Source organism: Chryseobacterium sp. C39-AII1 (assembly GCF_039672645.1).
In the GTDB taxonomy this organism is placed as follows: domain Bacteria; phylum Bacteroidota; class Bacteroidia; order Flavobacteriales; family Weeksellaceae; genus Chryseobacterium.
This window is the reverse complement of sequence record NZ_JBDFPQ010000006.1, coordinates 184,266-204,826: the sequence shown is the minus strand read 5'-3', so window position 1 is coordinate 204,826 and position 20,561 is coordinate 184,266. Positions and strand designations below refer to the sequence as shown.

General features: G+C 33.6%; 22 protein-coding genes. 15 read left to right on the top strand and 7 right to left on the bottom strand.

Annotated features, from left to right (window positions below; translation table 11 throughout):
* The first annotated feature begins 151 nt into the window (after positions 1 to 151).
* The 6 genes from ABEG63_RS12055 (at position 152) to ABEG63_RS12030 (ending at position 6,658) form a co-directional block, all read left to right on the top strand.
* Positions 152 to 2,815 carry a glycoside hydrolase family 3 N-terminal domain-containing protein gene (locus tag ABEG63_RS12055; RefSeq protein ID WP_346585063.1) on the top strand — a complete coding sequence of 888 codons (2,664 nt, stop codon included), beginning with the start codon at positions 152 to 154 and terminating at the stop codon, positions 2,813 to 2,815.
* 110 nt (positions 2,816 to 2,925) lie between these two features.
* On the top strand, positions 2,926 to 3,186 hold the full coding sequence (locus tag ABEG63_RS12050) for a hypothetical protein (protein ID WP_267402438.1): 261 nt from the start codon (positions 2,926 to 2,928) through the stop codon (positions 3,184 to 3,186).
* 229 nt (positions 3,187 to 3,415) lie between these two features.
* Positions 3,416 to 4,804 carry a dihydrolipoyl dehydrogenase gene (gene lpdA, locus ABEG63_RS12045; RefSeq protein WP_312400050.1) on the top strand — a complete coding sequence of 463 codons (1,389 nt, stop codon included), beginning with the start codon at positions 3,416 to 3,418 and terminating at the stop codon, positions 4,802 to 4,804.
* A gap of 23 nt (positions 4,805 to 4,827) precedes the next feature.
* The gene (locus ABEG63_RS12040; protein WP_267402440.1) at positions 4,828 to 5,271 is read left to right on the top strand and encodes a hypothetical protein; all 444 of its coding nucleotides are present in this window, start codon (positions 4,828 to 4,830) and stop codon (positions 5,269 to 5,271) included.
* Positions 5,272 to 5,382: 111 nt separating this feature from the next.
* Positions 5,383 to 5,997: a PH domain-containing protein gene (locus ABEG63_RS12035; protein ID WP_267402441.1), complete on the top strand. Its 615-nt coding sequence runs from the start codon at positions 5,383 to 5,385 to the stop codon at positions 5,995 to 5,997.
* Positions 5,998 to 6,058: 61 nt separating this feature from the next.
* Positions 6,059 to 6,658 carry a hypothetical protein gene (locus ABEG63_RS12030; RefSeq protein ID WP_346585060.1) on the top strand — a complete coding sequence of 200 codons (600 nt, stop codon included), beginning with the start codon at positions 6,059 to 6,061 and terminating at the stop codon, positions 6,656 to 6,658.
* A gap of 159 nt (positions 6,659 to 6,817) precedes the next feature.
* On the opposite strand, the gene ABEG63_RS12025 is transcribed toward ABEG63_RS12030, so the two are convergent.
* Positions 6,818 to 7,714 (bottom strand): helix-turn-helix transcriptional regulator, encoded by an 897-nt coding sequence (locus ABEG63_RS12025; protein WP_346585059.1) that lies wholly within the window; start codon positions 7,712 to 7,714, stop codon positions 6,818 to 6,820.
* A gap of 163 nt (positions 7,715 to 7,877) precedes the next feature.
* Here ABEG63_RS12025 and ABEG63_RS12020 point away from each other — a divergent pair, with 163 nt between their 5' ends.
* The 3 genes from ABEG63_RS12020 (at position 7,878) to ABEG63_RS12010 (ending at position 9,791) form a co-directional block, all read left to right on the top strand.
* Positions 7,878 to 8,306 (top strand): aldo/keto reductase, encoded by a 429-nt coding sequence (locus ABEG63_RS12020; protein WP_346585058.1) that lies wholly within the window; start codon positions 7,878 to 7,880, stop codon positions 8,304 to 8,306.
* A gap of 34 nt (positions 8,307 to 8,340) precedes the next feature.
* On the top strand, positions 8,341 to 8,913 hold the full coding sequence (locus ABEG63_RS12015; protein ID WP_346585056.1) for an NAD(P)H-binding protein: 573 nt from the start codon (positions 8,341 to 8,343) through the stop codon (positions 8,911 to 8,913).
* Between the two features lie 71 nt (positions 8,914 to 8,984).
* Positions 8,985 to 9,791: a patatin-like phospholipase family protein gene (locus ABEG63_RS12010; RefSeq protein WP_346585054.1), complete on the top strand. Its 807-nt coding sequence runs from the start codon at positions 8,985 to 8,987 to the stop codon at positions 9,789 to 9,791.
* Positions 9,792 to 9,959: 168 nt separating this feature from the next.
* Here the strand turns inward: ABEG63_RS12010 and ade are convergent, their stop codons facing one another.
* The 4 genes from ade to ABEG63_RS11990 form a co-directional block, all read right to left on the bottom strand.
* A complete protein-coding gene (gene ade, locus ABEG63_RS12005) occupies positions 9,960 to 11,588 on the bottom strand; it encodes an adenine deaminase (protein WP_346585052.1) in 1,629 nt (542 codons plus the stop codon).
* Positions 11,589 to 11,698: 110 nt separating this feature from the next.
* Complete coding sequence (locus ABEG63_RS12000) at positions 11,699 to 12,130, bottom strand: hypothetical protein (protein ID WP_267402449.1); 432 nt, start codon at positions 12,128 to 12,130, stop codon at positions 11,699 to 11,701.
* A 51-nt stretch (positions 12,131 to 12,181) separates the two neighbouring features.
* Positions 12,182 to 12,886, bottom strand: a complete 705-nt coding sequence (locus ABEG63_RS11995) for an ATP-binding cassette domain-containing protein (protein WP_346585050.1) — start codon at positions 12,884 to 12,886, stop codon at positions 12,182 to 12,184.
* An 82-nt stretch (positions 12,887 to 12,968) separates the two neighbouring features.
* Positions 12,969 to 13,532, bottom strand: a complete 564-nt coding sequence (locus ABEG63_RS11990; RefSeq protein ID WP_267402451.1) for a hypothetical protein — start codon at positions 13,530 to 13,532, stop codon at positions 12,969 to 12,971.
* A 777-nt stretch (positions 13,533 to 14,309) separates the two neighbouring features.
* Between ABEG63_RS11990 and ABEG63_RS11985 the strand changes: the two genes are divergently transcribed.
* Together ABEG63_RS11985 and ABEG63_RS11980 are read left to right on the top strand one after the other, a co-directional pair.
* Entirely contained in the window at positions 14,310 to 14,798 is a 489-nt protein-coding gene (locus ABEG63_RS11985; RefSeq protein WP_346585049.1) for a hypothetical protein, read from the top strand.
* A gap of 1 nt (position 14,799) precedes the next feature.
* A complete protein-coding gene (locus ABEG63_RS11980) occupies positions 14,800 to 15,102 on the top strand; it encodes a hypothetical protein (protein WP_346585047.1) in 303 nt (100 codons plus the stop codon).
* Here ABEG63_RS11980 and ABEG63_RS11975 read toward each other — a convergent pair.
* Positions 15,099 to 15,812, bottom strand: coding sequence for a LytTR family DNA-binding domain-containing protein (locus ABEG63_RS11975; protein WP_346585045.1), 714 nt, complete (start codon positions 15,810 to 15,812; stop codon positions 15,099 to 15,101). The two genes, ABEG63_RS11980 and ABEG63_RS11975, sit on opposite strands and share 4 nt — an antisense overlap.
* Complete coding sequence (locus ABEG63_RS11970) at positions 15,809 to 16,828, bottom strand: histidine kinase (protein WP_346585043.1); 1,020 nt, start codon at positions 16,826 to 16,828, stop codon at positions 15,809 to 15,811. The genes ABEG63_RS11975 and ABEG63_RS11970 overlap by 4 nt, the downstream gene beginning before the upstream one ends.
* 172 nt (positions 16,829 to 17,000) lie before the next feature.
* On the opposite strand from ABEG63_RS11970, the gene ABEG63_RS11965 reads away from it, so the two are divergent.
* From ABEG63_RS11965 to ABEG63_RS11950, 4 genes are read left to right on the top strand one after another with little or no spacing between them, the layout of a single operon-like run.
* Entirely contained in the window at positions 17,001 to 17,321 is a 321-nt protein-coding gene (locus ABEG63_RS11965; RefSeq protein ID WP_346585041.1) for a hypothetical protein, read from the top strand.
* On the top strand, positions 17,266 to 18,234 hold the full coding sequence (locus tag ABEG63_RS11960) for an FAD:protein FMN transferase (RefSeq protein WP_346585039.1): 969 nt from the start codon (positions 17,266 to 17,268) through the stop codon (positions 18,232 to 18,234). The genes ABEG63_RS11965 and ABEG63_RS11960 overlap by 56 nt, the downstream gene beginning before the upstream one ends.
* The gene (gene rsxC / locus ABEG63_RS11955; protein WP_346585037.1) at positions 18,213 to 19,466 is read left to right on the top strand and encodes an electron transport complex subunit RsxC; all 1,254 of its coding nucleotides are present in this window, start codon (positions 18,213 to 18,215) and stop codon (positions 19,464 to 19,466) included. The genes ABEG63_RS11960 and rsxC overlap by 22 nt, the downstream gene beginning before the upstream one ends.
* Before the next feature lie 3 nt (positions 19,467 to 19,469).
* On the top strand, positions 19,470 to 20,558 hold the full coding sequence (locus ABEG63_RS11950; protein ID WP_346585035.1) for an RnfABCDGE type electron transport complex subunit D: 1,089 nt from the start codon (positions 19,470 to 19,472) through the stop codon (positions 20,556 to 20,558).
* The last annotated feature ends 3 nt before the right edge of the window (positions 20,559 to 20,561 follow it).

Sequence of the window (20,561 nt, the reverse complement as noted above, 5' to 3'; positions counted from 1 at the left end):
ACACAAATGTTGAACTGAAAAACAAACATCAATTCGCGCGAGTTTTAGAATTTTTAGTGAACAGATTTTAATTTTAGCGAAGAGTTCCAAGTCTTGAATTTTTGGTTCTTTTGTTTCAAGACAAAAGAACCATAATTAAATCAAATTATTTATGCACTTTAAATTTCGTTTTAAAATCATAGCAATTTCATTATTGAATTCTGTAATTATTTCAGCTCAAAAACCATTATATAAAGATCCAAAACAACCGATTGAAGCAAGGGTTCAGGATTTGCTTAAACGCATGACTCCTGAAGAAAAATTCTGGCAATGCTTTATGATTCCGGGAGATTTGGATAACGTTCCGAAAGGTCAATATGCTCACGGAATTTTCGGATTGCAAGTGAGTGCGGGAAACCAAGGTGGTGGAGTTGCAGGACAATTATTGAAATACAATGCGAATGAAGATGCGGAAAGACTGGCAAAAAAAATCAATGCGATTCAAAAATATTTTGTGGAAGAATCTCGATTGGGAATCCCAATTATTCCTTTTGATGAGGCTTTACACGGATTGATGCGAGAAGGCGCGACCGCTTTTCCACAGGCGATCGGTTTGTCAGCAACCTTCAATCCTGAATTAATGAAACAAGTTTCGACAGCGATAGCAAAAGAGTCGAGATTGAGAGGAATTCGTCAGATTTTAACGCCGGTTGTGAATTTGGCAAGTGATGTTCGATGGGGAAGAACCGAGGAAACTTATGGCGAAGATCCATTTTTAACTTCTGTGATGGGAGTGAATTTTGTAAGTTCTTTTGAAAATCAGGGAATTATTACAACTCCGAAGCATTTTTTAGCGAATGTTGGTGAAGGTGGAAGAGATTCATATCCAATTCATTGGAGCAAAAGATATTTGGAGGAAACACATTTAATTCCTTTTCAAAAAGCCTTTCAACAAGGAAAAAGTCGTTCTGTGATGACTTCCTATAATTTATTGGATGGCCGACCCTCGACAGCTAATCATTGGTTGTTGACCGAAAAATTAAAAAAAGAATGGAATTTCAACGGTTTCGTGATTAGCGATGCAAGTGCAGTTGGTGGAGCAAACGTTCTGCATTTTACGGCAAAAGATTATGATGATGCTTCTGCGCAGGCGATCAACGCTGGACTTGATGTAATTTTTCAGACTGAATATCAACATTACAAATTGTTTATTCCGCCGTTTTTGGATGGACGAATTTCGAAGGAAAGAATTGATGATGCAGTAGCAAGAGTTTTGAGAGCAAAATTTGAATTAGGTTTGTTTGAAAACCCTTATGTTTCCAACAAAGACATTGATGAATTAAAGAAAATAAATCATAAACCTTTAGCGGAAAAGACAGCGATTGAATCTTTTGTTTTACTTCAAAATAATAATCAAACACTTCCGATTTCGGAAAATTATAAAAAGATTTTAGTGGTTGGAACAGATGCGGTTGATGCAAGATTGGGTGGTTACTCAGGACCGGGAAATAAAAAAGTAAGCATTTTAGATGGGATTAAAAATTTCATTAAAAATAAAAATGTTGAAGTCAATTATTCAAAAGGAATTGATTGGAATTTGAAGCAATTTGTAACGGTTCCGACTGAATTTTTATCTTCTGAAAATCAAAAAGGGTTAAAAGGAAATTATTTTTCCAATTCTGATTTAAAAGGAAATCCTGTTTTTGAAAAACAAGACGAACAATTGAATTTCAAGTGGACTTTGTATTCTCCAAATCCTGAAAAACTGCAACCTGATAATTATAGTGTTCGTTGGACAGGAAAACTGGAAGCTCCGAATTCAGGAAAGTATCAACTGGGACTTCGTGGAAATGATGGTTTCAGATTATATTTAAATGGAAAATTATTGATTGACAATTGGGAAAAGTTGAGTTACTCAACAAAAACTGTTAACGTAGATTTTATTAAAGGTCAAAAACAGGATATAGTTGTAGAATTTCATGAAAATAGGGGAGAAGCAAATATCGAATTGATTTGGAATTATGGTTTAAATGATTATCAAAAAGATTTTAATGATGCCTTACAATTGGCTCAAAATGCAGATTACATCATTGTTACCGCAGGAATTCATGAAGGAGAATTTCAGGATCGTTCTTCGTTGAGTCTTCCCGGAAATCAGGAAAAATTTATTGAAGAAGTTTCAAAATTAAATAAGCCGACAACAGTGGTTTTAGTTGGTGGTTCTGCGATAAAAACGACGGATTGGAAAGATAAAGTCGGGGCAATTTTAGATGTTTGGTATCCCGGTGAAGAAGGCGGAAATGCCGTTTCGAAAGTACTTTTCGGAGCAGAAAATCCATCTGGGAAATTACCGATTACGTTCCCAATCGAAGAAGGGCAATTACCTTTGACATACAATCATCATCCGACGGGAAGAGGAAACGATTATCATGATTTGAGTGGAGAACCGTTGTATCCTTTCGGTTTTGGATTGAGTTATACGACTTTTGAGATTTCGGATTTAGAATTAAATAAAACCAAATATTCTGAAAACGATACGATCATTGCAAAAGTGAATGTAAAAAACACAGGCTCAAAAGCAGGAAGTGAAGTGGTTCAATTATATGTAAAAGATTTGCTGGCTTCGGTTTCAAGACCGATTATTGAATTGAAAGGTTTCCAAAAAGTAGAATTAAAGCCAGGAGAATCAAAGCAAATTTCGATTGAAGTTCCGGTGAAAGAATTACAGTTTTTAGATGAAAAAATGAATTGGATTGTAGAAAAAGGAACCTATCGAATTTTTGTTGGAAATTCTTCTAAGAATTTGCCATTGAAGCAGAACATTGAAATTAAATAAATTATCATAAAAAATAAATATGGTACGATATATGTAATATTCAGATCGAAATCGAATGAATTTAATTGAAAAACAGTATTTAACTAAAATCATTCAAAAATTTAAATGTCATGAAAAAGTTATTTATATCAACCATTTTATTAGTCGGTTTATCAACAAGTGCTTTTGCACAAAAACATCCAACGCCGCCGCCTCATCCTTCGAAAAGCGAACTGATTGCAATTAAATCTAAAGAGCTTGATAAGAGATATAATCAGGAAAAAAAGTTGATCTTGAATCATCCTTTGGCGACAAAAAAAATGAAACAGGATCAATTGAAGGCTTTAAATGAAAAATATAGAAGCCAAAAACAATTGCTTAAAAAGATGTAATATTTGCTAATTTATACAAATAAGTCAATTAATTAGGTTTAATTAAACTTATTTAATTTTGTGAAGTTTTCAATTAAAAATAAAATTTATTGAAAGAGAATACTTAGTTGTTCTCTTTTTTTTGTTTTATATTAAATGAAATAAGACTTATTATGCATTACTTTACAGATTTTCAGAAACGTGCTTCATCCAATATTTTTCCTTAAATTCGCATAAAAATTTTAAACTAATGAATTACGATATTATTGTCATCGGAAGTGGTCCTGGTGGATATGTTACTGCAATCAGAGCGGCACAGTTGGGTTTTAAAACCGCAATTATCGAGAAAGAGAATTTAGGAGGAATTTGCCTTAACTGGGGATGTATTCCAACTAAAGCTTTATTGAAATCTGCTCAGGTTTTTCATTATATCAATCACGCTGAAGATTATGGTTTAAATAAGGTAGAAGGTAGCTTTGAATTTCCAAATGTAATTCAAAGAAGCCGTGGAGTTGCCAACAAAATGAGCAAAGGGATTGAGTTCTTGATGAAAAAGAACAAAATCGATGTTATTTTAGGTACTGCGAAAGTACAAAAAGGTAAAAAAGTTTCTGTGACAGATAACGAAGGAAAGGTAACTGAATATACAGGTACTCACATCATTATCGCGACTGGAGCTCGTTCTAGAGAATTACCAAACTTGCCTCAGGATGGTAAAAAAGTAATCGGATACAGACAGGCATTATCTCTTCCTGAGCAGCCAAAATCTATGATCGTTGTAGGTTCTGGAGCTATTGGGGTAGAGTTTGCTGATTTCTATAACACAATGGGTACAAAAGTAACTGTTGTTGAATTTATGCCAAACATCGTTCCTGTAGAGGATGAGGATGTTTCTAAGCACTTAGAAAAATCTCTGAAAAAATCAGGAATCGAAATTATGGTAAATGCTTCTGTAGAAAGCGTTGACACAAGCGGAGAAGGCGTAAAAGCTACTGTAAAAACTGCAAAAGGAAATATCGTTCTTGAAGCTGATATCTTATTATCTGCTGTTGGAATTGCTGCAAACATCGAGAACATCGGTCTTGAAGAAGTGGGAATTCAGACAGACAAAGGTAGAGTTTTGGTAAACGAATGGTACGAAACTTCGGTTCCTGGATATTACGCAATCGGAGATTTGATCCCGACTCAGGCGTTGGCACACGTTGCTTCTGCTGAAGGGATTACTTGTGTTGAAAAAATCAAAGGACTTCACGTTGAGAAAATCGACTATGGCAATATTCCTGGATGTACTTACTGTCACCCAGAAGTTGCTTCTGTTGGTCTTACAGAAAAGCAGGCTAAAGAAAAAGGGTACGAGATCAAAGTGGGTAAATTCCCTCTTTCTGCAAGTGGAAAAGCGACTGCAAACGGAAATACAGACGGTTTTGTTAAAGTTATTTTCGATGCTAAATATGGTGAGTGGTTAGGTTGCCATATGATCGGAGAAGGGGTTACAGATATGGTTGCTGAGGCTGTTGTTGCTAGAAAACTAGAAACTACAGGTCACGAAATCATCAAGTCAATTCACCCGCACCCGACAGTTTCTGAAGCTATCATGGAAGCTGCTGCTGCTGCTTACGGAGAAGTGATCCACATTTAATAAAATTATTATCCAACACCAAAATGAAGAAAATTTTAATACTATCAAGTCTTGTATGCTTTATTTTTTCATATTCTCAAGAAAGTAGTTTTAAGTATAAAGACAGACATTTTCCTGCACGATATGTTTTGAAAGGAAGTAATGACACAATAAAAACAAGAGTTTTAAATATAGGCGTCTTTTCAAATAAAAAATACCATGCAGCAACATATGTAGGAAGTGTTCTTACTATTTCTGAAAAAGGAGAAAGAAAGCGTATTAAAGAATCCGATATTGCATATATGGAAATTGAGGATTTAGATGGTGTAAAAAGAGAACTAATTTCTTCAGTTCCTATTTTAGGGAAAGATGTTGGATTATTGGAAATATTTGATGATGGTGAAAAAACTGGATATATTGATTATTTTAGATCCAGTTTATCAGGTCCATTAAGTTCTAGGTATTATCCAAAAGAAGATAATAAGTAATAAGGAAACCACAGAAGAAAAATCTGTGGTTTTTCTTTTTTAGATGGTTTTTATCTCAGTTATTTTCTTAATTTTATTCCACTAAATAAACTTTAAAAAATTCAAAAAACGATGTTTAAAAAATTAGCTGCAGAAGCGTTAGGATTAGGTGATATTGGTAAAATTATTCCTTCTCACGATTATGATAAAGTAGATTCTGATGATTATATTTTATCCGAAGACAATGAGAAAATTTTCTTCTTGATTAAATCTAAAAGAGATGAATACTGCTTCACCAACAGAGCATTAATTCATATCGACGGAGCAAGTGCGTTGGATAAAAAGAGAATTTTGAAGAGATACGAATATTATCAGTTTCCTTTTTCGAATATCGCATTGCAGACTGCCGGAACAATAGATTTAGATGTTGAAATTTCGTTCAATATTGGGAATGTTTCATTAATGATCAGCGTAGCGAAAGGTCAGATCGATCAATTGAAAGACTTATATAAAGCGCTTTTGGCAATTCAGCAGGAAGTTCACCACAATCATTCGTTGTTGAACTTTTCTAATGACAGCATTCAAAAAGCAATCACAACAGTGGCTTCAGGAAAGCAGGAAAATGTTTCTAAAAGTCAGGAATTAAGAGCAATCAACGAGTATGTTTTTGCGTGGAACACCAATAGTTTCGATAAGTATAATCAAAAAGATTTCTCAAGAATTTTTGAGAAGTATATTAATAACTAAAGTGTTAATGGCAATATAGATAAAGCCTGAGATTTCTCGGGCTTTTTTGTATCTTACCATCATGAAAAAAATAATTTTATTACTTTCGATTTTATGTTCTTGCTTTTTATTTTCCCAAAAAGAAGAGATGTTCAAGGAGACTTATTTTCCTGTAAAATATGTATTAAAAAATTCGAAAGATACCATAAAGACAAAAGTTCTCAATATTGGCTTTTACGATAATTCAGTGTTTTCTCCGGCTACTTATATCCGGCAAATGACGGTTTTAGATCCTTCAGGTAAAAAAGTAAAAATTAACGAAACTGACGTTAAGTATCTCGAGATTAGAGATCTTAAAAAAGTAAGACGACGTTTTGTAAGTTCAAAATCAATTCTTTCTAAAGATACAGGTTTGCTTCAGGTGATGTATAACGGAAATAAAACCGCTTGGTACAGAAGAAGTTTTTACACCGGCCCCATCTACACCTATGAAACCCAAAATATAGAATATTTAATCTTGCGAAAAGATAAAAGTATTACAGAAATATCTTTTAAAGCTCCTGGATTAAAGCCTTTGTTGAAAGAAAAGCTCGGAAATTCACCAGATATTTCTGCTTTAATAGATATGATGGCAGATGATAATGATCTGGTTCAGATTCTTAAATTATACGATAAAAAGTAGTTTTTTTAGAAGCTATTTCCCGCTTTCCGCACTCGCTATTTTCAGTGGTTTCGGTCATTCATTCAAAAGATTTCAAAATCAACAAATTTTGCCAATTTGAAAAAAATATAAAACTGAGTCTTTTCAATTTAAATAAAGAAAATAGATCAACAATTCAGATTAATTCAAACTCCTGTATTCCAAAGGAGACATTCCCGTTTTTTGCTTAAACAAACGCGTAAAATGCTGTGGATATTTAAAACCTAAACTATAAGCAATCTGCCCGATGGATTTCTCTATATCGAATATTTTTTCTTTAGCCAAGTCAATTACTTTAGACTGAATATATTCCTGCGGTGAAATTCCGGTTTCTTTTTTTATTAAATCTCCGAAATAATTGGCAGATAAATTAAGCTGTGCTGCACACCAGGCTACCGAAGGAAAACCTATTGTTAAAGGCTTTTCAGAAAGAAAATAATCATTTAAAATATTCTCAAACCTTTCAATAATTCCTTTGTTGGCATTATCTCTTGTAATAAACTGCCGATCATAAAATCGTACGCTGTAATTAAGGAACAGTTCTATATTTGAGGTAATTAATGTTTTGCTGTGTTTATCAATGTTTTGAGAAATTTCATTTTCTATATTTTCAAAGCACTCCAATACAAATTTTCGCTCTTTTTCTGAGAGATGCAATGCTTCGTTCGATTCATACGAGAAAAAAGTATAGTCCTGCATGTGTTTTCCCAGTAAAGTACCTTTTATCAGATCCGGATGAAATAACAAAGCCCAACCTTTAGGCTCGAATTTCGTTACATTAGGCTGCACTCCTAAAATTTGTCCAGGCGCCACAAAAATTAAAGTTCCTTCCTGATAATCATAGGTATTTCTGCCATATCTCAATTCTCCGCATTGCAGTTCTTTCAGATAAATACCGTACAACCCAGAATGAAAAGTCTGTGCAGGCATTGCTTGCGCTTTAGAAAGATCTATAATGGTGATGAGTGGGTTTAGAGTTTCCACGCCTCGCATTTTATTATACATATCAACAGTGTCGATTTTGATAATTTTTTCCATACAGTGAAATTTATTGATACAAAATTAGATATTATATATTGTTGACAATCAATTTGAAATTGTGATCAGTAATTTTGGTAATAAATACCGTAATCTGTATAAAATCCTCCTTGATTATAGTTCGGACATTTGTGTTATAAAATTTAACAATAGTACAATCAAGATGAAAACAAGAACATTAGGTAAAAGCGGACTTGAAGTTTCCGCATTAGGTTTAGGATGTATGGGGCTTATTTTTGGATATGGGTCTGCAACTCCGGAAAATGAAGCTATTGATTTCAGAAACATCGTACCTCGTTTTTCAGAAGAGAATAGAAAGGCGAATCAGGCATTGGTAGATTTGGTTAAAGATATTGCAATCGAAAAAAATGCAACGCCTGCTCAGGTAGCATTGGCTTGGCTTTTGGCACAGAAACCTTGGATTGCTCCAATTCCGGGAACTACAAAAATCCACAGACTTGAAGAAAATGTGGGAGGTGCTGCTCTTGATCTTTCAGTTGATGATTTAGCAAAAATTCAAAATGCTTTGCAAACCATCGAGATTGTGGGAGAAAGGTATCCTCAGCATCTTCAGGCAAGAGTTGGAAAATAATTTCCATCTTTTACAAAAAGAATTAAAAATTTAAATGAAAAAAATACTTATCATAGGCGCTACGGGCAGTCTTGCACAATACGTAATAGAAGCTGTAAAACCTTTGGAAAATATGCAATTAACTTTATTCGTAAGAAATAAAAACCGACTTTCCCGATATATTTCGGAAGATTGCCAAGTAATAGAAGGCGATGCGCTTCGGTTTAATGATATAAAAAAAGCGATAAAAGGTCAGGAAATCGTTTATATAAATCTTGACGGAAACCTTGAAATTATGACAGGAAATATCGTGAAAGCAATGAGAGAGGAAGGCGTAAAAAGAGTCATTGCCATTAGCTCGATCGGGATTTATAATGTTCCATTGCGCCCGGTTTTAGAGCCTTATCGAAAGCTGGCGGATATTATTGAAAAGTCTGGGCTCGATTATACAATACTCAGACCCGATTGGTTTACCAATAATGATGAGATTGATTATGAGATCACTTACAAAGGTACTCCTGAAAAAGGTTCTGCGATTTCACGAAAAAGCATTGCGGATTTCGTTTCAAAACTCATGAATTATCCTAATCTGTATATTAACCAGAATTTAGGAATTAGTAAAAATTAAAATAATTTTAAAATCCTGATATTTTAGGAAATTAATCTGATTATCTCGTCCTGTTTTCTTAAATTTATTCTATGAATTTTGAGAAAACAGGACTTGTTTTATCGGGAGGCGGTACAAAAGGTATTGCACATGCAGGCGTATTAAAATTTCTGAACGAAAAGAATATTGATGTCGATATTTTATCATGCTGCAGTGCCGGATCTATTGTTGGGGCTTTGTATGCGGTAGGTAAAACTCCCGAAGAAATTCTCGATTTTTTCAACTCGGTGTATTTCTTCAACTGGAAACATTTTACATTCAATCAGCCGGGATTAGTTTCCTCAGTGATTTTTCGTAATTATTTGAATCCTATTTTTGGTGAAATGAAATTAGGCGATTTGGATAAAGAAGTTAAAATTGTTGCCACCGAATTAGTCAACGGAACTGAAAAAATATTCGATGAAAATTTCAAAGTTGTCGATGCAATTATTGCTTCATGTTCCATTCCTGGGATTACCACACCTTACATTATCGGTGATGAAATGTACTGTGACGGAGGAGTATTGAACAATTTTCCGGCAGATATTATCAGCGAGGATTGTGATAAACTGATCGGTGTTTTTGTATCTCCGCCTCACGATATTAAAATTCATGATTTAAAATCAATAAAAGCGGTGGTTTCCCGTTCCTACGACTTGCTTTCTTATCGTGTAGAAAAGGCAAAATTCGAGTATTGCGACTGGTTTATCACTTCACAGGAACTTTCCACTTACGGAACTTTTGAAAGAAGAAAAGACAGACTGGATGAAATTTTCAATATCGGCTATCATGCGGCTAAAGATAGCTTTAATGAAAGTAAATTTTACGCATCACCCGAAACTGAAAAAAGAATTGTTTAAAATTAACTTTAAATGATTAAACCCTTAATTTCTTTTGAAATTACGTCGCTTCGAGTAGATTTTGAAAAAATCGTATCGAGAAGTTCAATTTAAGTAAAAGTTCTCGATACATTTTTCTTCATTTCATTACGAAAAAAAACTCGAACAGACAAAAGCTATAAAACCTATTTATTCAATAAAAACATCTGTAAACTCAAAGCTTTTTCCATTAAAAAGCCCTTTGTCACTCAGTTTCAGTTCAGGAATTACCAGAAGAGCCATAAAAGATAAACTCATATAAGGTGCTCTCAATTTACTTCCCAATTCTTTAGCACGTTGGTCTAATTTTATATAAGATTCAGCGACCTCTTCCGCGGGAAGATTTGTCATAATTCCTGCAATAGGAAGTTCCAAAACCATTTCTTCGGTCTCTGTAGCAAGTGAAATTCCACCTTTTGCCTTGATAATCGCATTGACGGCTTTACACATATCCTCATCATTAGTTCCTACAACCACAATATTATGGCAGTCATGGGCAACGCAAGAGGCAATTGCTCCGGTTTTCAACCCTATATTTTTGATAAAAGCAGTGGCTACAGGCGCATCATAATAACGATTGACCACCGCAATTTTCAGAATATCTTCATCAGGATTAGATTCGGCAAAACCGTCAACAGTTAATGATTCTGCATGAATTTCTTTGGTAATTAATTGTCCGTCCAGTGTTTCTATCACACGAATTTTTTCACCTTTACTTTCTATTTTAAAATCGGAGGATTCTTTCAGATTACAGTGAAAATTATTTACGATCGGAGTTTCAATAGAGGGAAGGAAAGATTTTCCGTTTTCGGCAACCAAATTTCCATCAATATAAGTTTTTAAAATATTAAACTCCTGAAGATTATCAATCTCAATAAAATCTGCCTTGTCTCCAACTTGTAATAAACCGATCGGTAAATTATAATGTTTGATGACATTATATGATGAAGCACGCAAAACATCATACAAATCATGTCCCAATTTCAGGGCACGTTTTACATGGTCGTCGATATGAGATTCAATTAAATTATCAGGATGTTTGTCATCACAACAGAACATGATTTGGTCTGGAAAGTCTTCTAATAAAGGAATTAAAGTGTCAAAATTTTTGGCAGCACTTCCTTCACGAATCATAATTTTTACTCCATGCTGAAGTTTTTCCAATGCTTCTTGGTATCCAAAAGACTCGTGATCGGTTGAAATTCCAGCATTAAAATACGTTTTCATTTCTTCACCCATCAATCCCGGAGCATGCCCATCGATAGGCTTTTTGTGTTTCTTTGCAGATTCCAGCTTTTTCAGGACTTCTTCGTCTTTGTAAATCACGCCGGGAAAATTCATCATTTCCGCAAGATATACAATCTCTTCTTTGTTCAGTAACTGATCAATATTTTCAGCATCAATTACAGCTCCTGATGTTTCAAAATGAGTCGCAGGAACACATGACGGAGCTCCAAAATAAAAATGAAAAGGAACTTGCTTTGCATTATCGATCATATATTCAACTCCGGAAATTCCCAAAACATTAGCAATCTCATGCGGATCAGAAATCGTTCCGACTGTTCCGTGTTTTACAGCAATTCTAGCAAATTCAGTAGGAACGAGCATGCTGCTTTCGATATGAACGTGAGCGTCGATAAAACCTGGCAGAATATACGTTTCAAGCGTTTCTGAAATTCTTTGTATTGAATTGATTTTATTGTCTTTAATTGTAATTTCTGCAGGATATGTTTCTTTTGAGACGATGTCGATTAGGTTTGATTTAATGGTAAATGCCATTGATGTTGAATATTTTTAAGTGAATGTACCAAAATAATGGTAAATAAACTAGGTTTAAAAAGAAAAATCCTGACCATACGATCAGGAATATTTTTAATATTGATTTGAAATTAATTTTTTACAACTACTCCGTCTTGATTAACGATTGTTTTTCCGTTTTGGTCAACAACAACTAAAGTGTAAGGAGCTTTTTTAGCAGATGCGGTTAAATAATTTCTCCAAACTTGGTACGTATAACCATTGTTGTCAAATTCATAATAATAGTTTCCGCCGCTGCCATCAGGAATCAAACTTCCGTTGGAGATGATCATCGCCGCTTTTGTAGAAACTTTTCCGTTTACGCCCCAAGATTGATAAAGGTAATTACCATTGGGCTGCTGATCGATTTTTATTTTAAATTTTTTAGTTTTAATAATAACCGATTTCGGAACTTTTTCTTTTTGGTAATTTATGGTTGAAACGGGATTTTCATTAATAACATTTGCGCTTACGAATGAAAATTGTGCGATACAAAATGTACTTAATAAAATTTTTTTAATCATTTTTTAAATGTTTATTAGTTGAGGATAAAACTCCATCAAAAATAAAGCCATTTAAACGGTGGCTTGCGTATAATTAGCAAAAGCCTCTTCCAGACTGTCGAATCTGCCTTTAAATTCATCGATGGGGCAATCCTGAAGAATATTCCCTTTATGAATCAAAATGACCCTTGAGCACAGTGCTTCAACCTCCTGCATGATGTGTGTAGAAAGTAAAACAGTTTTTGCCTGCCCGATTTCTTTGACCACATTTCGAATTTCGATAATTTGGTTAGGATCAAGTCCGTTGGTTGGTTCATCCAGGATCAACAAATCAGGTTGATGAATGATGGCTTGAGCTAAACCGACTCTTTGCTTGTAACCTTTTGAAAGTTGACCGATTTTTTTTGATCTTTCAGGGGTAATTCCAACCAATTTAATCACTTCATCTACTCTTGAAGACGGAATTTTATGAATGTTTGCAACGAATTGTAAGTATTCTTTCACATACATCTCAAGATATAAAGGATTATTTTCAGGTAGAAATCCTATGTTTTTCTTGCTTTCAATTTCGTGTTCGGCAATATTTTTACCATTAAAAATAATTTCTCCTTCTTCAATTTTCAACGCGCCCACAATAGATTTCATCAGGGTAGATTTTCCGGCTCCGTTGGGCCCTAAAAGTCCGATGATTTCGTTTTTGTCAATAGAAATATTGATTTTGTTAAGTGCGGTTTGTTCACCAAATTTCTTGGTTAAATTGTTTATTTGAAGAGACATATTTTAACAATCTTTTTTGCAAAAATAAAATAAAAAAACTCATCCGAGGAGAATGAGTTAAGTAATTATTTTAAAAATGTAATTATTTTCTTGGTTTTTTATCTTTTCCGTTGTTTGCCGGCGTGGCTGTTGAAGCTTGGCTTGAAGAAGATTTTGACGGATTAACGTGATTTATCGTTGCCGGTTTATCATACAGTGCAGATTTTCCTGTTGTTTTTCCGAATATTTTATCCACCTGTTTTTTATTCAGAAACTGAGATTTTCCAACGTATTTTCTGTTTTTATTGATGTACTGTATAAACTGTACGGTCGGTTGGCCGTAGTTTTTTTCGTAATTCAGTTCAATAATGTCATTGGGTAATTCCAACGTTATATTTCCTACGGGCGTATCAATAAATCCGTCAGAGATCAGCTTGTATAGACCCTCCACATCGGCGTTTAGATTCAAGAAAGAAAAAGATCTGATGGTATTCAGATTACTCGTGTTAAGATCCTGATAATTAATTGTAAACTTGTCGTCTTTTTTATATAAACCTACGGAATTATCTTTGCCAATTTCCACCAAAGTTTCGTTTTTCAACACTTTAATTTGTGAAAAAACAGAAATACCGAACATACAAGTAAATAGTAGAAGTATTTTTCTCATTTGACTGGATTTTAATGTTTTATAATTTGGTGTACCTAAATTTAGTAATAAAAACGCAGAAAAGCAATTTTTATTCTCTAAGCAAAAGTAATACTTTTTTTTAATATTCGGTATTTAGATAAAGCGAGCTTTTAGAGCTTATCTGTTATATGATTTAAATTTAATCTATTGTTAATTAATTGTTTACGTGATTGGATTAATTAAGATTTATTTATAACCCAAATAGGTGATGTAAATTTATTTTAAAATGTAATTTATTCAAATCCAGATATTAACTAATATTTTAAACTTAAAATAACGATCAATTTGAAATAAATGTTAATTATGCTTGATTAATAACTTTTTTTGAAATCAATTAGCATTTTTTCTTCACAACCTGTTGCATTGAAATTTTAGAATTAAAATATGTTTGTAGATAAATATCTACTATTGCGTCGATATCTATCTACAATATTGATTGTGGATTTTATTTCTCGATACCGTTACTTTGTAGTATAAAATTTATGCAAATATTGAAATTAAAAGTTTGATATTTTACATGAACGAATAGTAAATCTATTAACGACTTCTTACAACACCTTTATAAAAAAACACACAATATATAAAGAAGTCTATGGATTTTTTTTAGGTTATTAATACAAATAGGAGGTTTTTATAAGCCTCCTATTTTTATGGTAGTGTTTAAATTTCTATTTTATTAGCTGTAAAATACATCACAACGATTATGTTTTTTGTACTTTCACATATCTAAATCGTAATTTTTAATAAAATAATAAGATGCAACATACTTTTTGGGGGAGAGTAGAAGAGGATTGGGCTGGATTTTCTGGAGAGGTCACTTTTTCACATCCTTTTTTTGAAGGAAAGGAAGTGGAAATATTTTTAGGTGACGAATTTGATGAAGAAGATGAACTTATTGAAGAGCCACCCATCGAAAAAGAACTGAATGCTTATGCAGAAACTTATCAGAGTTTTATTGAAAATTTTGATGTCATTTTAATTGATTTACAGCAAAAAACATTTGAAAGATATCAAAAACTTTATGCCCATTATTATGAAAATTCTGAAAAATCGGGTGTATCGCCTTTGAATATCGATGCTGTGGAAAAGCATATTATTTTTATTAAAGAATTAAATAGTTTAAGAATTAGTAAAAATAAAACAATCCGCTTATCGATTAATTATCAATTGGATACGGAACACGGTTTGGAATTTAAAATTGTTGATAATCAGATAGAAATGGTTGGAGGGATTGCTGAAACGTAGAATGAAAATCCAAGCTAAAACACAAACCTTAAAAATAGTCAGAATACTTTTGCTGGTTGTATATATCCCTTTTCTGATATTTTATGTGGGAATTGTTATCCCTGAATATTGTGCTTGTAATGAGTCTATGTATGAAGGTCAACGAGGAACTGATATTTGGGGGAATGAAGTTCTTTGTGATGGTGAAAGTCAGGCTGTTGGAAAAGTTTTTTTTGAGTTTGCTACAATAATATTTTCAATTTTTTCAATTGTTATAGGATTGATTTTCTTCTTCATTTTTCGTTTGAAAAAGATGATTAATTAAAAATTTCCATTCATCAGATCCTGCAGTTTCTGCTTAAAAGTAATTCCCACGGGCAGTTTTGTATCACAAATAAAAATCTCATTATTTTCAAACTTTTCTATTTTCTGTAATGAAATAATATAGGATTTATGAATTCTGAGGAACTGTGATGAAGGTAGATTTTTAAGAACTTCCTGCGTTGTCATAGAAACCAAATAAAATTTCTGTCCGGTAAATATTTTAATGAAATTCCCATAACTCTGAATATAAGTGATCTCGTTTAGATTAATTTCTTCGTCCCTTCCATTTACTTTTACATTGAGATTTGTTGGTTCTGTCAAGGAATTTTGTTTTGAAGAAATATTTTGATATGATAAAAAGCGTTCAACAGATTTAAGAAACCGTAAAGACGAAATCGGCTTCAACAGATAATCAATTACCCCAAATTCATAGCTTTCCAAAGCATATTCAGAGTAAGCCGTTGTAAGAATTGTCTTGGGCGGATTGGGGAGTAGCTTTAAAAATTCCAGCCCCGTAAGTTCAGGCATATTGATGTCTAAAAATAAAAGATTAATATTCTGATCTCTTAGAAAACTTAATGCTTCAATAGCATTATAACATTGCCCTGAAAGAAGCAGATTCGGGTGTTTTTCAATATAATTCATCAACACATAATGTGCCGCCGGTTCATCATCTATGATCAGACATTTATATGTATTTGCTTCCGTCATAGTTTTATTTTTAAAGCAACGGTGAAGGTGTTTTTATCATTTCTGATCTGCAAATCGTAATTGTTTTTATACAACATTTCGAGCCTCATTTGCGTATTTTCGAGCCCTATATTAGTAGACGTTTCGGACTTTTTTGAGGGAACTGAATTCTCAATATTTAATAATAAACAACCCTCCAGAATAGAAAGATTAATCTTCACAAAGCAATCGTCTATGGTGCAGGTTCCATGTTTGAAGGCATTTTCCACATACGTGAAAAGCAGCATCGGAGCAATTTTAAAATCTTTGGGATGATCGATATTGCAAACGAAATCAATCTTACAGCGATGTCCTATTCTTTCTTTTTCGAGTTCGATATAGCTTGAAATGAAATCGACTTCCTTTTCGATAGTTACCGTTTCTTTTTTCGTGTTTTCAACCTGATAACGAAGTAATTCGGAAACTTTTAAGATCAGTTCCGGTGTTTTTTCGGGATATTTAAAACTGATTCCATAAATGGTATTCAGGGTATTGAATAAAAAGTGCGGATTGAGCTGCATATTCAGAAAAGCCATCTGATTTTTGTTGAATAAAAGCTCTTTGCTTGCCTTTATTTTTTGTGAACGATAATACTCCACGAGTCTTGTTGTACCGAGAATGCAGATCAGGGAGCCCAACAAAATTCCCATCTGATACTGATAAGACATTTTGATAGGATTATTGTGCAGAAAACAGTTTTTATATAATTGATTTACAGTTAAATAATTCAGCGCCAAGGCAGAGACAATCAACAATAAAAAAGTGAACAGTAAATATTGTAAAAGTTTATGCTTTTCAATTAAAATCGGCAACAAAAAAAAACGGTTGATCTGTGCATGACCATATAGCAGAATAAAATAAATGATTCCCAGAAAAAGACTTTTCCAGCTGGCGATAAGAATCCAGTCGTTTAAAGTAAATAATACGAAAGAAAAGACCAGGAGAATAACTTCCTGCAAAAAATTACTTTCAATAAATTGTTTCATTTTCCCGTACATGAAGGTAAGTTTTATGCAAAAGTAACGTAAAATAAAAGGATTTGATGATAAAAATGATGAATTCAATTCGTCATTTTTTTAGCGAATATATCATTAAAACTATGGTTTACCGTGTCTGGAAAACTATTTTTGTTTCATCAATCTACTCAAATCAGCTATTAATAAACGTTAGATGAAGTTACAATCGGTCATACTGTATGGTATAGGTGTCATTTTGCTCATTTTTGGAAATAAGGAATTCTTCGAAAATCTTAAAGAAGAAAAAGAACTTGCGAAAGAAAAAGAAAGGCAGGCTTTAGAAGCAGAAAATGAAAAAAAGAAATCTTTTGAAGTTCAGAAACTGGAATATGATTCAGCGAAATCTGAATGGCGAAATCCTAATTTTTATTTCCAGATTGTAAACGTGGGAAATGTGAATTTCAAAGCGTTGAAAAAGAATGCTAAAGTTCAACTTGAAACCAATGATGATGAAAAAGCTTCTGAAAGCAAATAATGTTTATCTTTCGAAAACCGAACGCCTTTTTTACTGCGACTGCAAGATAAAAATTCCGACGAAATACGATGTTCAGATCATAGATCAGTGTTTTGAGGCAATGTCGGAAATTGATCAGAAATACAATTCATATCAGGAAAATTCATTTGTCGATCAGATCAATAAAAACAGTGGAAATTGGGTGAAGGTTGATCACCAATTAATTGATTTACTTCAGATCATAAAAAAAGTAAGTTCAATTACTTCGGGGGCTTATGATATTACCTCAATGCCACTGATTCGACTTTGGGGATTTTATAATGAAGAAATTAATTCGGTTCCGAGCTCTGGAGATATTGAAAAAATCAGAAAGAAAATTGATTATAATCAGATTGAAATTAAAGACGATTTTGTGAAAATTGCGGAAGGTCAGGAAATTATCACAGGATCTTTTATCAAAGCTTTTGCCGTGGATAAAGCCATTGAAATTTTAAAAGAAAATGGAGTGGAAGATGGCTTGATCAACGCAGGAGGAAGTACCATAAAAGTAATTAATAATGCTGAACATCCGACCTGGGGAATCAAAATTCCAGATGCAAAAACTTCCGTTTATAATGAAAAAGCTGAAATATTGATTTCTAATGAATGCTTCAGTTTATCGGGAAGAAATGAAAATTATATCACAATCGGAAACCAAAAATTCGGACATATTCTGAATGCTAAAACGGGATTTCCCTCCGAAACTTCACAAGTTGGAGTAATCTGTGAGCAGGCGTTTCTGAGTGATATTTTGTCGACGGCTTTATTTGCTGTTGAACCTAATCAATTTCCAAATGTTCTCAAAAAATTGCAGGAAAATTTCGAATTTGAATTTTACAGAATTGAAAATAACGGATTTACAACAAAAAGTTTATGCTTCTCATCCCTTCTTTAAAAAATAAAACAAAAAAAATAAAGATCCGAACCATCACCGATCCGGAGTATTTCTATATTCCGCTCAAAAGTTACCGTTCGGAAATGCAGCCTGTGGTTGCAGTTGGTTGTGAAGTGAAAAAGTTTCAGTTGTTGGCGAAGTCTGATGATTTTTTTTCAAGCAATATTCACGCGCCGGTTTCAGGAATTATTTCTGAATGTATTCAAATTGACGGTCAGAATTTCATTGTTCTAAAAAATGATTTTAAAAATAATGAACTGACTTTTCCGGCGGATGAATATACTCAATTAACGACTCAGGAGTTTATCCAAAAACTCAGTAATTTCGGAATTGAAGGAAGCGGCGGAGCAAGGTTTCCTACCCATGTAAAATACAATAATACATTTTCTGAGATTGATACATTTATCATCAACGGGGTAGAATGCGAACCTTATCTGAGTGCAGATTATGTTCTGATGAAAGAGCAGACGCAGGAATTAATGAAAGGGCTTCAGGTCGCTCAGTATTTTATTAAAGCTAAAAAAATCGTGGTTGCGATTGAAAAGCAGAATAAGGAATTATCAAGGGTTTTGCTACAAATTTCTAGAGAATATAATTTACCATTAAGTATAAAACTGGTTAAAAATAATTATCCTCAGGGAAGCGAGCAGCAATTAATCAAATCCATTACAGGAAAGGAAATAAAGAAAGGAGAGATTCCTTCTCAACATGGCATTTTAGTGAATAATGTCGGAACTATCTGGGCGATTTATAAAGCATTTTGCGAAAATATTCCTTTTACGGAAAGGTTGGTCACGCTATCAGGGAACAATAATGGAACATTGGGAAATTACCTCATCAAAATAGGAACTCCGATTGAGCATATTCTAAAAGAAACCCAAATTTCAACAAATAATAATGAAACAATAGTGCTTGGCGGAGCGATGATGGGAAAAGCGGTAAAATCTCTTTTAACCCCAATCAATAAAGGTTCAGGAGGAATTCTTTTGTTGAAGAATCAAAAAACGAAATCGCATAACTGTATTAGCTGCGGATATTGTGTAGATGGCTGTCCGCAACGGTTGATGCCATTGGAATTTCTTCGGGCAAGCGCTGAAAAAAATTTGATGAAGCTAAAAGAATTTGATGTTCAGAATTGTATAGAATGTGGTGCGTGCGCTTATATCTGCCCGAGCGATCTTCCGTTGATGGATGCTATTTTCGAAGGAAAAATGCTTTTACATAATAATTAAAAAATGAAACTGAATCCTTATATAAAACCAAAATTCGGCAGTACTTTTTTTGTGATGCTCGACGTGATTATTGCTTTATTACCAATGGTTGCGATGTCTTGGCTGGCGTTTGGAATGAAAGCTCTTGCTGTGACTGCCGTTTCTGTGGCAGTATGCCTCATCACAGATATTGTATTTTCTGCTGTTATATTAAAGAGAATCCAGCTTTCGTTTGATTTAAGTGCAGTGATTACAGGTTTGCTGCTGGCTTTCACCATTTCTCCGGTTACGCCGCTGTATGTGGTGGCTTTTGGAGCGGTAATGGCAATTGTTTTCGGAAAAATCGTATGGGGCGGAACAGGAAAAAATAAGTTTAACCCTGCTTTGGTTGGTCGGGAACTGATGACGGTGTTTTTTGCTTCGGTTATGACTTCATCATCTATTTGGAATACAAAGAATTTTATCAATATTAATACAACTGAATTTTTTTCAAGCATAGGTTTAAACAGCAATTCGTCTTATTGGGAAAGTTTAATCTATAAAACTTTGGGAGCCATTGGTGAATATTCTGCGGCCTGCATTGCGGTGGGCGGTTTATATCTGCTGTTGAGAAAACGTATTTCATGGCATATTCCATCTGCGATATTTATTGTTTTTATTCTATTGTCATGGATTATCAGTTATGAAGGAGATTTTAAATTTTCCATTTCAGGGTTACTGCTCGGAGCTATTTTTATGGCAACGGATATGCCTTCCAGCCCAATTAGTATGAAGGGTAAACTTTTCTACGGAAGCATGATCGGCTGTGTGGCCTTTGCCTTTATTCTGGGTGGAATCAGCAACGAATATATGTCATATTCTATTTTGCTACTTAATGGTTTTTCACCCAAAATCAACGAGCTTTTTAAGCCAACCGCGTGGGGAAACAAAAGGGAATACTGTTCATTCATCGAAAATATTAGCAAACTGATTCTGATAATCCTTGTATTTGCCTTTGCCATTATTTCATTATACCATTATCAGATGATTAAATATGTGGTGTATCTGTATATCGTATTCACCGTATTGAAGTTTAATTATTCATTCAGCAAAAAAATAAACAGTCCTATTTAAAAG

Excerpts from the sequence above, each read along its gene's own strand:
- ABEG63_RS11990 (WP_267402451.1), bottom strand. The coding sequence starts at position 13,532 with ATGAGAAAAATACTTCTACTATTTACTTGTATGTTCGGTATTTCTGTT.
- ABEG63_RS11985 (WP_346585049.1), top strand. The coding sequence starts at position 14,310 with ATGCAACATACTTTTTGGGGGAGAGTAGAAGAGGATTGGGCTGGATTT.
- ABEG63_RS12050 (WP_267402438.1), top strand. The coding sequence starts at position 2,926 with ATGAAAAAGTTATTTATATCAACCATTTTATTAGTCGGTTTATCAACA.
- ABEG63_RS12030 (WP_346585060.1), top strand. The coding sequence starts at position 6,059 with ATGAAAAAAATAATTTTATTACTTTCGATTTTATGTTCTTGCTTTTTA.
- lpdA (WP_312400050.1), top strand. The coding sequence starts at position 3,416 with ATGAATTACGATATTATTGTCATCGGAAGTGGTCCTGGTGGATATGTT.
- ABEG63_RS12010 (WP_346585054.1), top strand. The coding sequence starts at position 8,985 with ATGAATTTTGAGAAAACAGGACTTGTTTTATCGGGAGGCGGTACAAAA.
- ABEG63_RS11970 (WP_346585043.1), bottom strand. The coding sequence starts at position 16,828 with ATGTACGGGAAAATGAAACAATTTATTGAAAGTAATTTTTTGCAGGAA.
- ABEG63_RS11965 (WP_346585041.1), top strand. The coding sequence starts at position 17,001 with ATGAAGTTACAATCGGTCATACTGTATGGTATAGGTGTCATTTTGCTC.
- ABEG63_RS12020 (WP_346585058.1), top strand. The coding sequence starts at position 7,878 with ATGAAAACAAGAACATTAGGTAAAAGCGGACTTGAAGTTTCCGCATTA.
- ABEG63_RS11995 (WP_346585050.1), bottom strand. The coding sequence starts at position 12,886 with ATGTCTCTTCAAATAAACAATTTAACCAAGAAATTTGGTGAACAAACC.
- ABEG63_RS12000 (WP_267402449.1), bottom strand. The coding sequence starts at position 12,130 with ATGATTAAAAAAATTTTATTAAGTACATTTTGTATCGCACAATTTTCA.
- ABEG63_RS12015 (WP_346585056.1), top strand. The coding sequence starts at position 8,341 with ATGAAAAAAATACTTATCATAGGCGCTACGGGCAGTCTTGCACAATAC.
- ABEG63_RS11960 (WP_346585039.1), top strand. The coding sequence starts at position 17,266 with ATGCTAAAGTTCAACTTGAAACCAATGATGATGAAAAAGCTTCTGAAA.
- ABEG63_RS11950 (WP_346585035.1), top strand. The coding sequence starts at position 19,470 with ATGAAACTGAATCCTTATATAAAACCAAAATTCGGCAGTACTTTTTTT.
- ABEG63_RS11980 (WP_346585047.1), top strand. The coding sequence starts at position 14,800 with ATGAAAATCCAAGCTAAAACACAAACCTTAAAAATAGTCAGAATACTT.
- ABEG63_RS12035 (WP_267402441.1), top strand. The coding sequence starts at position 5,383 with ATGTTTAAAAAATTAGCTGCAGAAGCGTTAGGATTAGGTGATATTGGT.
- ABEG63_RS12025 (WP_346585059.1), bottom strand. The coding sequence starts at position 7,714 with ATGGAAAAAATTATCAAAATCGACACTGTTGATATGTATAATAAAATG.
- ABEG63_RS12040 (WP_267402440.1), top strand. The coding sequence starts at position 4,828 with ATGAAGAAAATTTTAATACTATCAAGTCTTGTATGCTTTATTTTTTCA.
- ABEG63_RS12055 (WP_346585063.1), top strand. The coding sequence starts at position 152 with ATGCACTTTAAATTTCGTTTTAAAATCATAGCAATTTCATTATTGAAT.
- ABEG63_RS11975 (WP_346585045.1), bottom strand. The coding sequence starts at position 15,812 with ATGACGGAAGCAAATACATATAAATGTCTGATCATAGATGATGAACCG.
- ade (WP_346585052.1), bottom strand. The coding sequence starts at position 11,588 with ATGGCATTTACCATTAAATCAAACCTAATCGACATCGTCTCAAAAGAA.
- rsxC (WP_346585037.1), top strand. The coding sequence starts at position 18,213 with ATGCTTCTCATCCCTTCTTTAAAAAATAAAACAAAAAAAATAAAGATC.